Annotated in this window: 15 protein-coding genes; 8 read left to right on the forward strand and 7 right to left on the reverse strand. The window is 62.9% G+C overall.

From position 1 onward, the window contains the following. Window positions 1-43: 43 nt before the first annotated feature. The 7 genes from arcA to L0U84_RS24835 form a co-directional block, all read right to left on the reverse strand. The gene (arcA, locus tag L0U84_RS24800) at window positions 44-1303 is read right to left on the reverse strand and encodes an arginine deiminase (protein ID WP_442794046.1); all 1260 of its coding nucleotides are present in this window, start codon (window positions 1301-1303) and stop codon (window positions 44-46) included. Window positions 1304-1744: 441 nt separating this feature from the next. After that, window positions 1745-3136, reverse strand: coding sequence for a DUF2254 domain-containing protein (locus L0U84_RS24810; protein ID WP_233853605.1), 1392 nt, complete (start codon window positions 3134-3136; stop codon window positions 1745-1747). A gap of 256 nt (window positions 3137-3392) precedes the next feature. Then, window positions 3393-3728 carry a c-type cytochrome gene (locus L0U84_RS24815; RefSeq protein WP_233853606.1) on the reverse strand — a complete coding sequence of 112 codons (336 nt, stop codon included), beginning with the start codon at window positions 3726-3728 and terminating at the stop codon, window positions 3393-3395. An 89-nt stretch (window positions 3729-3817) separates the two neighbouring features. Next, on the reverse strand, window positions 3818-4849 hold the full coding sequence (locus L0U84_RS24820) for an Acg family FMN-binding oxidoreductase (protein WP_233853608.1): 1032 nt from the start codon (window positions 4847-4849) through the stop codon (window positions 3818-3820). 161 nt (window positions 4850-5010) lie between these two features. After that, window positions 5011-5805, reverse strand: coding sequence for a fumarate/nitrate reduction transcriptional regulator Fnr (gene fnr / locus L0U84_RS24825; RefSeq protein WP_233853609.1), 795 nt, complete (start codon window positions 5803-5805; stop codon window positions 5011-5013). 258 nt (window positions 5806-6063) lie between these two features. Further along, a complete protein-coding gene (locus tag L0U84_RS24830) occupies window positions 6064-6711 on the reverse strand; it encodes a response regulator (RefSeq protein ID WP_233853610.1) in 648 nt (215 codons plus the stop codon). Window positions 6712-7043: 332 nt separating this feature from the next. After that, window positions 7044-7655, reverse strand: a complete 612-nt coding sequence (locus L0U84_RS24835; protein ID WP_233853611.1) for a LemA family protein — start codon at window positions 7653-7655, stop codon at window positions 7044-7046. 252 nt (window positions 7656-7907) lie between these two features. Between L0U84_RS24835 and L0U84_RS24840 the strand changes: the two genes are divergently transcribed. The 8 genes from L0U84_RS24840 (at window position 7908) to L0U84_RS24875 (ending at window position 13519) form a co-directional block, all read left to right on the forward strand. Further along, complete coding sequence (locus L0U84_RS24840) at window positions 7908-8789, forward strand: F0F1 ATP synthase subunit gamma (protein WP_233853612.1); 882 nt, start codon at window positions 7908-7910, stop codon at window positions 8787-8789. Beyond that, a complete protein-coding gene (locus L0U84_RS24845) occupies window positions 8786-9238 on the forward strand; it encodes a hypothetical protein (protein WP_233853613.1) in 453 nt (150 codons plus the stop codon). Before L0U84_RS24840 ends, L0U84_RS24845 begins: the two co-directional genes overlap by 4 nt. A gap of 229 nt (window positions 9239-9467) precedes the next feature. After that, on the forward strand, window positions 9468-9707 hold the full coding sequence (locus L0U84_RS24850) for a hypothetical protein (RefSeq protein WP_233853614.1): 240 nt from the start codon (window positions 9468-9470) through the stop codon (window positions 9705-9707). A gap of 178 nt (window positions 9708-9885) precedes the next feature. After that, window positions 9886-10200, forward strand: coding sequence for a hypothetical protein (locus L0U84_RS24855; RefSeq protein WP_233853616.1), 315 nt, complete (start codon window positions 9886-9888; stop codon window positions 10198-10200). A gap of 167 nt (window positions 10201-10367) precedes the next feature. Then, window positions 10368-10556: a DUF2964 family protein gene (locus L0U84_RS24860; RefSeq protein ID WP_233853617.1), complete on the forward strand. Its 189-nt coding sequence runs from the start codon at window positions 10368-10370 to the stop codon at window positions 10554-10556. Between the two features lie 43 nt (window positions 10557-10599). Continuing rightward, entirely contained in the window at window positions 10600-11736 is a 1137-nt protein-coding gene (locus L0U84_RS24865) for an ABC transporter permease (protein WP_233853618.1), read from the forward strand. A 2-nt stretch (window positions 11737-11738) separates the two neighbouring features. After that, window positions 11739-12437: an ABC transporter ATP-binding protein gene (locus tag L0U84_RS24870; protein WP_233853619.1), complete on the forward strand. Its 699-nt coding sequence runs from the start codon at window positions 11739-11741 to the stop codon at window positions 12435-12437. Next, window positions 12434-13519 (forward strand): HlyD family secretion protein, encoded by a 1086-nt coding sequence (locus tag L0U84_RS24875; RefSeq protein WP_233853620.1) that lies wholly within the window; start codon window positions 12434-12436, stop codon window positions 13517-13519. Before L0U84_RS24870 ends, L0U84_RS24875 begins: the two co-directional genes overlap by 4 nt. Window positions 13520-13562: the final 43 nt, after the last annotated feature.

Genomic DNA, 13562 nt, shown 5'->3' on the forward strand with positions numbered 1-13562 from the left:
GTCGGGTCGATGGCGGCGCGCCCGCGGCGGCCGCGGCTGCAAATCAATACTCGATGGGGTCGCGCACGATCGGGCAGGTCATGCAATGACCGCCCCCGCGGCCGCGACCCAGTTCGCTCGCGGTGATCGTGATCACTTCGACGCCCGCCTTGCGTAGCAGCGTGTTCGTGTAGGTGTTGCGGTCATAGCCTACGACCACGCCCGGCTCGACGCACACGAGGTTATTGCCGTCGTCCCACTGCTCGCGCTCGGCGGCGAAGCTGTTGCCGCCCGTTTCCACGACGCGCAGTTTCGGCAGTCGGAGTGCCTCGCCGACGACCTCTATAAATGGCTTCTCTTCGCGCCGGATGTTCAGTTTCATAGCGGTGGAGTCGTCGGGGCGCAGCGAGAATGGGACGATCTCCTTGACGACCTCGGGGAATACCGTGACGAGATCCCGGTCGCAGAACGTGAATACCGTGTCGAGATGCATCGCCGCGCGCGACTTCGGCATACCCGCCACGATAATGCGCTCGACAGCACCTTTGGCGAACAGGTTCTGGGCCAACTCGCCGATCGCCTGCCTTGAGGTACGCTCACCCATGCCGATGAGCACGACGCCATTGCCGATCGGCATCACGTCACCTCCTTCGAGGGTGGCGAGACCATGATCGCGGTCCGGATCGCCGTACCAGACTTCGAATTCCTGATTTTCGAAGTCTGGATGGAACTTGTAGATCGCGGTGGCCAGCAAGGTTTCCTGGCGGCGGGCCGGCCAGTACATCGGGTTGAGGCTGACGCCGCCATAGATCCAGCAGGTGGTGTCGCGGGTGAACAGCGTGTTCGGCAGCGGCGGCAGCACGAAGCTGGAGTAGCCGAGATACTCGCGGAACATCTTGAGGGTATGAGTCTCTTCGGTGTCGGGAATGTCCTCCGCCACGACACCGCCGATCAGAAATTCAGCCTGTTTGCGCGGCTCGAGACCTTCCATCCAGGACCGAACCTCGCCGGCGAGCCCCACGCCAACGGTATCCTGACGGATCTTGCGATCGAGGATCCACTTCAGCGCCTCCGGGTCACGTACCGTTTCGGTCAGCAGGTTGTGCATTTCCAGGACCTCGACGCCGCGCTCGCGCATCTTCGAGACGAAGTCGAAATGGTCGCGTTTGGCCTGGCTCAGCCAGATGACGTCATCGAACAGTAGTTCGTCGCAGTTGCTGGGTGTCAGACGTTGATGCGCAAGACCCGGCGAGCACACCATCACCTTGCGCAGCTTGCCTGCCTCCGAGTGAACGCCGAACTTTGTGGTTTTCGTGTTCATCATCTGTCTCCTCGATTTGCAACGTCAGAAGGCCTTGTGGGCGCGTTTTCAGCATATGACAGGCCATGCAATGCCGATTGACCTGTATCAACTTCTCGCCGCGAGCCAAAGGCGCTGCGTCAGAGCAGGCGTCGAATGCATCGGAGGGGACAGCGTCGAAGTTCTTCCCCCTGGCTTCAGTTGAACCAGCGGTACTGAAGCGCCAGCGAAATTGCCTTGTAGTTGCCGCCCGCTTTGACGACGAGTCCGTTCGACACGGCCAGTTTGGCGGACCATTTCTGGGTCGTGAATACGCGCGTGGCTCCAATTCCTGCGCCGACGCTCGCAGCATGCACAGCAGAAGTATTGCGCCGACAAAAAGCGAACCGCACCTTCGCATGTGCGTCGAATGCGGCACCTGGCGAGAGGGTCGCGCACGGAATCGCGCGGAGGATGGGTGCACGGTTAGCCGGTATCGGACACCGCGTTGGAAGTTGACGGTTCCTGTTTTGTGATCGTACTGCTTCGATACCATGTGCCGCCGAGCCCTTGGGTGTCCGGGATGTGTGCGAGTCGTCTGTCACTTTCGTAGCGGTGACTGTCGACGATCTGGGCGTCCAGCAAATCGAGTTCACACCGCAGTGCATCATGGCGAGACGCGGGAAGCGTCCTGATCAGATTTTCGATCATTGCCCGCAGGCGCCTTTCGATCTGGAGGTTGCCCGCGCCACAACGGCGTATTTCCCTGAAGCTGATATGCACGTAGTCTTCCCAGTCTGGCGTGCGGAACAGCACACGGGTGTTGCCCGCAGCGTCCTTGACCTCGCGATTCGCCAGCGAATGCTTGCCAACCACGCGAAGGAGCCTGTGCAACTGGTCCAATGCAAGCACCGCTGTCGTCGGATCGTTGATGGCCGGAGAAAGCGCTTTCAGCGCGATATCGGCCTCGATACGAAAAGCGAACATCGGATCCTGTTCCATCGTTCGCTCGATGCCGAGCGCTATTAGATTCTGGAGTCGCCGATGGTCGACCGCTTCATGATTCCCATGAACGTAGAAGAGCGGCTCATCGGTGGCGAGGAAATCGCCTATCTGTACGGCAAACTCAATGACACAACCGGCGATCGTTGCCTCCCGCAGAAGCGCTTTCAGGTTGGCCGCCAGCACGACCCCCGACTTCCCCTCGTGGTACACGACGCAAGTGTCGCCGGAGACGAACGTCTGCGGCGTGGGCATGGGGTTGGGACTGCTTGCGGATCGACAGGGGATCCGCTCATCCGACTCGGGATTCGGGTAGATGCTTTTGATGACGGCGAAACCGTGTTCCGCGATGCGTGCGACAAGGGCGACGGGGCGCAGCAAACGTGCCGAGTAGTCGATCAGCACGATGAAGGCGATCAGTGATCCGAGCCCGATGATCGTCGCAATGAACAACTGCAATTGGGGCACGAGGTGCGAGTGCCCGATTTCGCTCATCGTGCGATGTGTCCAGAGCAGCGAAAAGACGAATAGCCCTACGATCCAGCGGATCACGTTGTCGCGAAGCAGGGTGGTCGCGATGATGCGTGGCGTGTACTGTCCGCCGGCCACCTGAATCGCGACCAGCAGCGAGCCGAAGGTAAAGACCAGACACGACAGATTGAGGGTAAAGACCCGGTCGAGAATGGCATGCGCCTCTTCCATGCTGACATCCAGGAAGCCATGCCGCAGATCGTATCCGCCGTGCGCGGCAACCCAATGGACAATGAATTCCGATGTCCGATTCAACGCGAGCGCCGTCAGAAGAGCAATGATCGGCACAACCCAAAGCGCCGATCTGACATAGCTGCTCAGGCTGTATCGCCGATTCCAGGCCATGGTGGTTCCTCCGGTTATAGGCTGGCACGATCAACGAAACCATCGAACCACGACTATTACCTGGCTACACGATATGAGCGGTCCGGAAAAAGGGATTGATTCATGTCAACGAGCACAGCGGACGTGGCGCTCGGGTGAAGAAGCCCGTTCGACTCAATCCTGGTCGGGGCACGACCTTTTAGGTCACGTTGCCATCCGAGGTCTCGGTGGCGTCGCATCGCGTTGATAGATAGACCTGGTCGATGCGATTCCAGTCTTATTGGCTTAGTACCCAGAGCACGAGCGTGTGCGCGTCCTCGGCGGACAGCGGGCCGCCGCGTTCTGCCGCCGGGGGCATCGGCGTATCGCCCCAGTGCGCCTTGCCGCCGAGCCGCAGCTTGTGCTCGAGCATCGTCTGCGCGTTTGGCACGTTGCGATAGCGCTCGGCGATCTGCTGGAACGACGGCGCGAGAAACGGCGCATCGCGCGTATGGCAAAACATGCAGTGCTGCTGATCGACCAGCGCGCTCGGCTCGGGTTCGCCATAGGCGACGCCGGCCGCGAGCACGGACGCCCCGCATACGAGCAGACATTTTCGGATTAGCGCAATCACGGTACGTGCTCCTGCATCCGGAATAAGAAGAGTCTATGGGCGGCGAAACGGCACTTGTTGACCTCGATCAACCGGCCTACGGCGCGGTCCTATCGCACGACATCGGCCAGCGGCCGCCGCGGGGCGTGACTCACGTGCGGACCGCGTCCGACGCGAAGCAGAAGCTGCGGGATCGCGTCTGTGCGCAACAGCGTCCGGAGGCGCTCGCGCAGCGGCTCCACTTCGATCGGCTGGTTCAGATAGGAAGCCGTCAGTCCCGCGGATGCCGCGACCAGCAGCGTCCGCTCAAGCGCCTGTCCCGCCGCGAGCCAGGCCTCGCGGTCGTCGCGCATCGTGGCGATACCGATCATCAGCGGCGAGCCTTGCACGAGGCGCTCGTGCGAGGCGGGCTGTCCCGCGCCCACATCGAATACGCGGACGGCCAGGCTGACCAGCGGCGCCGCGAAATCGAGCAGCGCACCGACAGCGGTACCGTAAGCGGGCATGCCGTCGCCGCGTCGCTGCGGATGGATCCAGCTGGCGAGTTCGCGCCGGAAGCGCGGGTCCGCGAACTGCGTGTGATCCGCCTCGGCGATCAGGTGCGCGAGCGCCTCGCGCGAGGCCGCTTGCTCGACGCAGCAGGCGATCGCGCCTTCGTCATCGCAGGCGTCGCTCAGCTTGCGTTGCAATGCCGCGGGAACGGGTTCGTCGACGAACGGCGCACGCGTCGTCACGCGCGCCGTCAGCGCATCGAAAAGTTCGTGCAACTGCGGATCGCGAGGCCTGTCGCGCGATACGCATAGTTGCGCGACGATGTCGGGATCCGCTTCCGACGGAAACAGGGTGATTGTATAAGCGAGACCGAGACGGCACAGCGCCACGCGAAGATTGAACAGCGCCGCGCCACAGCTTATCAGCAGCTCGCGATCGAAAGGATCGACCACGGCGAGCGCGCGCGTGCGGTCGGCGCAGACCTGTACCGTGCCGCCGTCGACGATGAACCGCCACGGTTGCGCATTGTGATTCGACGGCGCGAGTACCGCAAAGCGCAGCGCAAAACGCAGCTGCCGTTCCAGCGGCGTAGAGCTGTCGAAGTGCGGTTCGCCGATCTCCCACGCGTCAATCCCCGCCACATCATTCATGTCGAAGTCTCCTGTCGGATCGTGGCCCTGGAAGCGGTCAGCGTCATTATCGTGTCACCCCGGAGCGCGGAAGGTTTGAGGCAGGTCAACGTTCCAGATGTCTCGCGTAGGGATTGCGCAAGTCTGACGCGGCCACTCGTCGCGGCGCATCCGAGCGGCGCTCAAACCTTGGCCAACCCGTCCGCGTCATCTATGCGGACCGTCTTGCCGTTCGCGTGCACGAGGCGCTCGCGCTGGAACTTCGAGAACATCCGGCTCACGGTTTCGAGCTTCATGCCCAGATAGCAGCCGATTTCCTCGCGGGTCATGCGCAGGTGAAACTCCGCGGCGGAAAAGCCGCGCGCCTTGAAGCGCTTCGACAGGTTCAGCAGAAACGTCGCGACCCGCTGCTCGGCGCTCATCGTGCCGAGCAGCATCATCTGGCTCGATTCGCGGACAATCTCGCCGCTCATCATCTGGTAGATGTGGCGCTGCATCGGCTTCATCTCGCGACAGACTGCTTCGAGCTGCGCAAACGGGATGATGCACACGACGCTGTCTTCGAGCGCGATCGCGTCGCAATTCTGTTTGCCCACGCAGATGCCGTCGAGGCCGAGCGTGTCGCCGGCAATCTGGAAGCCGGTCACGTGCTCGTGGCCGTCGCGATGCATGACCACGCTTTTGAACGACCCGGCTCGAATCGCGTAAATGCTGTGAAACGTGTCGCCCGCGCGATACAGTGCGTCGCCGCGTTTGACCGAGCGCGTCGAGCTGATCACCGCGTCGAGTTGGGAGAGTTGGTCTGGTGTCAGCTCGGGCGGCATGCAGACCGCGCGCAACGCGCAGGTGGAGCATCCAGCCGGACGATGCCGCGCCGGGATACCGGGAGAGACGGCCCGAATCGGGATGACGGTCGCGGTTGGCGGCACCTTGTGATGAGCCTGATGGCGGGGTTCGCTGGCGGCTACAGTCTGCATGGTCGTCTCCGGGTTCGTTGCGCAGGACGCGCACGACGAGCATTCGCAACGCTTGCGATGCTGCGACAGGCTAGTTCGAATTCCGGCGTCTTGTCGAAGAATGGGTAGCCGGAAAACATGAGCCCATGTCGACCAGTATTGGCGACGGCATGCGAAAACTGTATCAGCGGCGCTTTAAGCGAGGCCAGGAGTTAACGCAATCGTTGTAGGAAAATTCTTAGAGGCGGTAGACAGGCGCGAGGGAGCGGCGTGAAACCGCTACAGGTCGGTTTCGTCGTCGAACAGCTTGTGGCGGATCGCATAACGAACGAGGCCGTTCTCGCTCTGCATCTGCATTTTGTCGAGGATGCGCGTCTTGTGCGTGCTGATCGTCTTCACGCTGACGCAGAGTTCGTTGGCGATCTCGGTGATGCTCTGGCCCTCGACGATACGCCGGAACACGTCGAATTCGCGATCGGACAGCCGTTGGTGCGGCAACGCGTCGACCGGCTCGTTCAGAGCCTGTGCGAAGCGCTCGGCCATCGCGACGCTCACATAGACGCCGCCGGACGCGACTTTCGTCACCGCGCCGACCAGCTCCGCGCTGGCGCTTTCCTTGGTCAGGTAGCCGGACGCCCCCGCCTTGAATGCGCGCACCGCGTATTGCTGCTCGGCGTGCATGGTTAGCACGAGAATTCGCAGGTCGGGTTTTTCGTCCTTGATCTGTTTGATCAGATCTATTCCATTGCGTCCTGGCATCGACAGATCGAGCACGAGCACGTGCGCGTGCGTGGTGCGGATCAGCGCGACCGTCGTCGCGCTGTCGCACGCTTCGCCGGACACATCGAAGCCGCTCGCTTGCTGCAGGATATGACGCAACCCATCGCGCACGAGCGTGTGGTCGTCAGCCAGCAACACCTTGATCATGGGTCGATATCTTCCTGTTGCATCGATTGCAAGGGAACCGTAACCGAAATCGCAAAGCCCGCGCTTCCATTATCTGCTATCCGCAGCAGACAGTGCATGTCACCTGTGTGCAGCGCCAGTTCGATGGCGCACGCTTTCCGCGTAGCAGGCGACGTTATTCAGCGTTTCCTGAAATGAGGCGCAAGGAGGCAATTACCGCATTGATCACGCCGCGCATACCGCGAAGCTGGCCGGCAACGGGCTTGCGCGGGGGCGGTGACGCCAAAGTTCGTGCCGTGCGTCGCATGGCGCAGGCAGCGATGACCCGCGCCCGTTTCGGGACTCGTGCGACGCTAAACCCGCAGCGAACCGCGCAACGCGCCGAAGTCGGTGCGTGGATGACGGTGGACAGGCGTTGGGTCCGGCACCGTGAAAATCGGCTTGTCGGGCTCCGCATGCATGAGATCCGCGAGGTGCAAAGGAAAGCGGTGACGCGACGCGTTGTAGCGCCGTGCCGCTTCGTCGTAGCGCTCGCGCGCGAAGGCGATCCGGCCGGCCGACGAGGCGAGCCGAGACTGCAGCGCGCGAAACGGCGGGCTTGCGCTAAGACGGTGGACACCTTCGCAGGCGATCAGCAGTTGCGAAATCGCGTCGGTCAGATCGCGTTGCGCGACATCGAAGCGTTCAAAAGAAGCGGGCGATTCGAGCAGCGCCGGCGATGCATGCAGATCCGCGACGGCCGCGCGTGAGCTTTCCACTTTCGCGAGCACCGGCGCATCGGGCGGCAAATGCCCGCGCGCGAGCGTGAGTGCCTGTGCTGTCAGGTCGAGGCGTGCGTTGTACAGGTCCAGCACGTCGGCGAACGCCGCGGCGAGTTCGTGATCCGCCGCCTGCGCCGGATCGGTCCCGCATCCGGGCATGCAAAGCAGCGCAAACAGAATCGAAACGATCAGGGCCGCTCTCATGTCGTCCTCGTTGCGGGGTGATTACTTGGCCGTCGCCGTGTGCATCGTCAGCGTAAGAGAGCCGCGCAGGTTCGGCTTGATCGTCGTCAATGGAGCGCGGATCGGCAGCGGCACGCGGGTCCCGGCGCCGGTCTGCGGACGGCGTCGCCTGCGAGGTTTGATCAGGATCAGAGTTCATCCACGGCGTACCGCTATCGTGGGGATTCCAGAGCCGGTCGCCACCGGAGCGGCCGCAAGCGGAATGGAGTCGCAATGACCAGCAAGCTCAGTGAGATCGGGGGCCGCATTGCTTCGGCGAAGCAGCTCGAGGCGGTGATCGGCGCAATGCGCGGCATCGCTGCCGCGCGCGAGCGCGAGGCGCAGGCGCGGCTCGCGGGCATCCGCTCGGCGGCGGCGACGGTTGGCGAGGCGATCGGCATGGCGCTGGCGGCTGCGCCGTCGGCAGACCCGGCCACCTCTGCGCCGCCGGAACCCGTCGCGCGAATTCTCATCGTGCTGTGCACCGAGCAGGGTTTCGTCGGCGGCTTCAACGAGCATCTGCTCGCGCGCGTCGAACGACTGAAGGCGGATGAGCCGGGCGAGATTTTCATCGTCGGCACGCGCGGCGCGATGCTCGCGCAGGAACGCGCGATGCGTTACGGCTGGTCCATGGGAATGGCCGCGCACGCGGAAGACGTGATGCGCGTGGCCGGCCAGCTCGCGGACGCGGTATTCGCGCGCTTTCGTGATCATACGTCCTCGCAGGTGTGGCTCGTGCACGCGACGCCCGGCCCCGGCCTCGACGAGCGCATCGTGACCCGGCGGCTCGTGCCATTCGATTTCACGCGCTTCAGCGTACCTTCAAACAGCCAGGCGCCGCTGCTGAATCTGCCGCTCGACAAGTTGTTGACGGGCCTCACCGAGCGCTACGTGTACGTCGAACTGTGCGATGGCCTGATGCAGTCGTTCGCGGCGGAAAACGCGGCGCGCGTCGCCGCGATGCTGGCGGCGAGCCGTCATGTGAAGGACCGGTTGCAGTCACTCACGCGTGACTATCGGATCGTCCGGCAGGACGAGATCACCGCCGAGATCGCCGAATTGGCCGCGACAGGCGCCTGCGCGCCGCCGGCTGCGTCGGTCGAGGGGCAGTCATGAAACGTGCCGCGCGCTGGCTCTGCGTGTCGATGCTCGCTCAAGTGCTGATTGCCGGCTGCGCGAGCGCAGCGCGCGAAGCGGCCTTCCGCCGCGAGGAAGCCGCGTTGTTCGAGGCGCGCCGGCAGGCCTCCGTGCGTTGCGAAGCTCAGGTCGATTGCGAGGCGGTGTGGGTTCGCGCACGCGCGTTCGTCGCCGCGCATTCCATAAGTCGTATCGTTCGCGCTGACGACACGCAGATCGAAACCGCGCGACCGCATTCGTTCGGCTACGTGTATCTCGCGGCGCTGAAGGAGCAGACGGACGAAGGCGACACGCTGATCCAGCTCAAAGCGATGTGCCGCGGCATGTACGACACCGACGGCAACGCGAGCCTGCTGTATTCGACCTGTGCGGATGCGATCGTCGAGGTCGAGGGCGAGTTTCGTGCATGGATGCGCGCGGCGAAATGACGGAGCCAGCGGCGCATGCGTGCGTTTCAATCCAGGGAATCAGTCCGCGCCTGGGTAACGCTGTCGTCCGGGCGTTCATCGTGGGTCGGCGGATTCCTACGATCGGTCTCGACGGACTACCCGCGTTTCCGCCGTCGCTGATTTAGATATCGTGGTCCGTTGCCAATAATAGATTCGACGGCACGCCGCATTGCACGGCGTCAAAGCCGACGAGACTGAGGAGTAGGCAATGAACGACACCATCATTCCGCTGCGGGCACTGGTCGAGAAATGGCTTGCGCCAACTCACGCGACACCCGCGCATGTCGTGCGCACCGGCCGCATGGCGATCACTCGGGCGCGTTACGTCAGGCTCGAAGGCGCGATTTCTTCAAGACCCCTGACGATCGTTTTTTTCCGGCACGGAAATGGTTCGTGGGGTGTGTTCCCGCCCGATCAACAGGTACCCGCGATGAGCGCGCGCTTTTAAGCGCCGCCAGGTATTCGGCGTCGCGCGCGGATAGATGACCGCTTGCACCGCTCTGCATCGCGCTTGACTCAGGTCAATGACCAGGTTTTGCGTCGGAACATTATGAACCTGTGGTAACCGGCGCCGACCACCAACGGGTCGCAGAGCGTAAGGTCAAGATACGAAGCGGGAGGAGAGGATGGGCATCGGCATGCAGATTGTCTATCTTGGCTTCCCCGGCGCGGCGCAGCTTGAAGCGGAGGCAGGTGCGCAACTGGTGCGTCTCGTGCGGTTCGAAGCGCTCGTGCCGAACTGCCATCTGGCAATCGAAGCGTTGCACCCGGACCACACCGGTCTGCTTTACGACGTCCGGCTCGATCTGATCACGCCCGCTCACGAATTAATGCCGATCGCTCATTGCGCCGGCGGCAACGCCGAGGCGGCGATTCGTGGCGCGTTCGATCTCGCGGAACAAGAACTCGAAACGATCGCGGCGCGAGGGCGCCGCCACTGACCGACGGCGCCTCGACACACGATGAGTTGCGCGACGCGCTTGCCCGCGGATGGGGAGCATTTGTCGTCGGCGCTTGATTCAGGTCAAACCGCAAATTGGGTAACGATCGAAGATTGCAGCGAGGCTGAACGCGAGGCGCGTGCGTGCAGCCTGATCGGGAGGACATCATGGTGCGCGACATGTATCGGATCGTGCTTTCGGTCATCTGCGTTTTCGTCGCCCTTGGCGCGCTTGCGTGGGCGCTGCATGGGCTGATTTTCGACAATGTCTTTGCGTTTCGTTGTGGCGTCGTCATCGTGATGGTGTCGATCACCACGGTCGTCGCGTTACTCAACAGCCAGTCGAACGGCGACTAGTGAAGGCGCATGTCAGCGTTCGCAAGCGAAAGGAACGGCGCATATGAAGGGAATCCTGCGACTCGCGTTCAAGCTGCTCGTCAACGACAGCGCGAAGTTCACGGCGCTGCTCGTCGGGATTACCTTCGCGGTGTTTCTGATGATCGAGATGACCTCACTGTTTGCGGGCATTCTGAACAAGTCGTCATCGACGGTGATCAACGTGGGTGCGAAGGTCTGGGTGATGGACCCGGCCGTGCAGACGATCGCGAGCAGCATCGGCATGCCTGACTATGTGCTCGACGCGGTGCGCAGCATCGACGGCGTCAAATACGCGGTGCCGCTCTATTCGGGCGCGGCGCTGGTGCGCCTGCGCGACGGCACCTACCAGGCGGTCACGATCATCGGACTCGACGACGCGAGTCTGTTCGGCTGGCCGAAAATGAAGGCCGGCCGGATCGAAGACATCTACGCGGAGAACGGCTTCGTCGCGATCGACGACGCCGAGTTCGTGAAGCTGCACAACCCGCGGCTCGGCACCGATTTCGAACTCAACGATCACCGCGGCGTCGTCGTAGGGATCGCGACGGTGGCTAGCAGCGGCCTGTTTGGCACACCGACGCTTTACACCACCTACACGCGGGCGGTCGAATATATTCCGACCACGCGTTACACCACCTCCTACATTCTCGTCGAGCCGAAAACCGACGCGGACGTTGCGCACATCAAGCGCGTCGTCGCATCGCTAGGATATGTGGCCTATACGAAAAAGGAGTTCATGCAGCGCATCTCGCGCTTCTACAAATACGAAACGAGCCTCGGCACCAACATCCTGCTGATGACGGCGATCAGCTTTATCGTCGGTCTGTCGATCTCGGGGCAGACCTTCTACACGTTCATCCTCGAGAACCTCGAGAAGTTCGGCGCGCTGAAAGCGATCGGCGCGAAGAGCCACGAACTCGTCGCGATGATCCTGTTTCAGGCCACTTTCACCGCATTGACGGGCTATGGACTCGGCGTGGGACTGTGCGCGGCGTCGATCAGCCTCGCGCGGCTGCGCATTCCCGATTACGCGGCGATCATCACATTAGGCAACCTCGCGCTCGCGTTCGCGATGGTCGTCGTGATCGCCGCCTCGTCGAGCTATCTCGGCGTGCGCCGGGTGCTGCGCATCGAGCCATTCGATATTTTCCGGGGCTAGCCATGGCAGCGGTCGCGATCGATGCACGTGGTGTGAACAAGTCGTTCGGCGAGGGCGACGCGCGCACTCAGGCGCTCGCCAATGTCGCGATGCAGGCTTATTTCGGCGAGATGCTGCTGATCGTCGGGCCGTCGGGCAGCGGTAAGACCACGCTGCTCAGCGTCATTTCGGGCATCTTGCGGCCCGACTCCGGGACGGTGACGATCGACGGCGTCGATATGTGGCAACTGGGCGACGACGCGATCGCCGATCTCAGACTCAAGCGCATCGGCTTCGTGTTTCAGGACTATCACCTGTTTCCGCGTCTGACCACGGCGGAAAACGTCGCGATTCCGCTGATCCTGAAACGCCGCGACTGGGACGAATCGATCAGCGAGGCGCTGAGGTGGCTCGACGTGGTGGGTCTGAAGAACCGGGCGGCGCTGCCGCCGGTGAAGCTCTCGGGCGGCGAGCAGCAACGTGTCGCCATTGCGCGCGCGATCGTCAGCCAGCCCGACATCCTGATCCTCGATGAGCCGACCGCCTCGCTCGATGGCGACAACGGCCGCTCGGTGATCGAATTCGTCAAGCACAAGGTGCTCAACGCGCATCGCTGCATCGTCATCGTGACGCATGACAGCCGCATCTTCGAGTACGCGGATCGCGTCATGCACATGGAAGACGGCAAGCTGAAGACGATCGACGCGGGAGGCGGCAAGTGAAACAGAAACTGCTGTTTGCGCTCGCGTTCGCGGGCTTCCTGGCGGGCATCGCGGCGGCATGGGTCTACGGTATCCAGCAGGCGCCGCAGCCGCCCGTTTTCAATCCCGCATCGAACCCTTATGCGCACGGTGTCTACGCAACCGGTATCGTCGAGAGCGAGCAGGCCGCTGGCGAGAACATCAATATTTATCCCGACGTGTCGGGCGCAGTCACGCAAGTGCTCGTCCATGACGGCGACCGGGTGAGCCGCGGCCAGGCGCTGCTGACGATCGACGACGCCGTGCAAACGGCCACCGCCGCGCAGCTTGTCGCGCAGGCCGAGGCCGCGCAGTCGCTGCTCGACGAACTGCGCGCGCAACCGCGGCCCGAGACGCTGAACGTCGCGAGCGCGCAAGTGGTCGCGGCAAACGCGAGTCTCAAGATGGCGCAGGATCAGTTCGACAAGCAGAAGCACGCATACGAGATCGACCCGAAGGCCGTGAGCCGCGACACCCTCGACAATGCCGCCAACGGCGTCGCTGTTGCGCGCGCCAATCAGGAAGTGGTGACGCGCCAGTACAACCTTACGCGCGCCGGCGCATGGTCGTTCGACGTGCGCAATCAGGAACGCCAGGTCGAGGCGCTACGCAAGGCGGCCGAGGCGGCGACCGCGCAACTGGACCGTTACACGTTGCGTGCGCCGGCAGACGGCGTGGTGCTGTCGGTGAATACCGCGCTCGGTGCCTATCTGTCGCCGCAGGGCGTGTACGACACCTATGCGCAAGGCAGCGCGCCACCGCTCGTGCTGGGCACGCCTTCGGATCAGCTCGCCGTGCGCTGCTACGTCGACGAGATACTGATCAGCCACTTGCCAGATCTGCGCGGCGCGAAAGCGACGATGTTCATCCGCGGCACCACGGTGCAGGCCGAGTTGCGATTCATGCGCGTGCAGCCCTATGTGACGCCGAAGATCCAGCTGACCGATCAGCGCACGGAGCGTGTCGACGTCCGTGTGCTGCCGGTGCTGTTCCGCGTCGTGCCGCAAGCCGGCATGCGTCTTTTTCCGGGGCAGATAGTCGATGTGTATATCGCTGCGAAATAAACGGCGCCTTGATTTCGCCCGACAATGCATCTTGCGCAACGTG

Origin of the sequence: Paraburkholderia sp. HD33-4, from assembly GCF_021390635.1 — a bacterium.
Classification (GTDB): Bacteria; Pseudomonadota; Gammaproteobacteria; order Burkholderiales; family Burkholderiaceae; genus Paraburkholderia.

What these genes read in the sequence shown, in the direction of transcription:
- arcA (WP_442794046.1), bottom strand. Translation starts at nt 1,303, where the DNA reads ATGATGAACACGAAAACCACAAAGTTCGGCGTTCACTCGGAGGCAGGC.
- L0U84_RS24850 (WP_233853614.1), top strand. Translation starts at nt 9,468, where the DNA reads ATGAACGACACCATCATTCCGCTGCGGGCACTGGTCGAGAAATGGCTT.
- L0U84_RS24855 (WP_233853616.1), top strand. Translation starts at nt 9,886, where the DNA reads ATGGGCATCGGCATGCAGATTGTCTATCTTGGCTTCCCCGGCGCGGCG.
- L0U84_RS24870 (WP_233853619.1), top strand. Translation starts at nt 11,739, where the DNA reads ATGGCAGCGGTCGCGATCGATGCACGTGGTGTGAACAAGTCGTTCGGC.
- L0U84_RS24810 (WP_233853605.1), bottom strand. Translation starts at nt 3,136, where the DNA reads ATGGCCTGGAATCGGCGATACAGCCTGAGCAGCTATGTCAGATCGGCG.
- L0U84_RS24835 (WP_233853611.1), bottom strand. Translation starts at nt 7,655, where the DNA reads ATGAGAGCGGCCCTGATCGTTTCGATTCTGTTTGCGCTGCTTTGCATG.
- fnr (WP_233853609.1), bottom strand. Translation starts at nt 5,805, where the DNA reads ATGCAGACTGTAGCCGCCAGCGAACCCCGCCATCAGGCTCATCACAAG.
- L0U84_RS24840 (WP_233853612.1), top strand. Translation starts at nt 7,908, where the DNA reads ATGACCAGCAAGCTCAGTGAGATCGGGGGCCGCATTGCTTCGGCGAAG.
- L0U84_RS24865 (WP_233853618.1), top strand. Translation starts at nt 10,600, where the DNA reads ATGAAGGGAATCCTGCGACTCGCGTTCAAGCTGCTCGTCAACGACAGC.
- L0U84_RS24860 (WP_233853617.1), top strand. Translation starts at nt 10,368, where the DNA reads ATGGTGCGCGACATGTATCGGATCGTGCTTTCGGTCATCTGCGTTTTC.
- L0U84_RS24845 (WP_233853613.1), top strand. Translation starts at nt 8,786, where the DNA reads ATGAAACGTGCCGCGCGCTGGCTCTGCGTGTCGATGCTCGCTCAAGTG.
- L0U84_RS24830 (WP_233853610.1), bottom strand. Translation starts at nt 6,711, where the DNA reads ATGATCAAGGTGTTGCTGGCTGACGACCACACGCTCGTGCGCGATGGG.
- L0U84_RS24820 (WP_233853608.1), bottom strand. Translation starts at nt 4,849, where the DNA reads ATGAATGATGTGGCGGGGATTGACGCGTGGGAGATCGGCGAACCGCAC.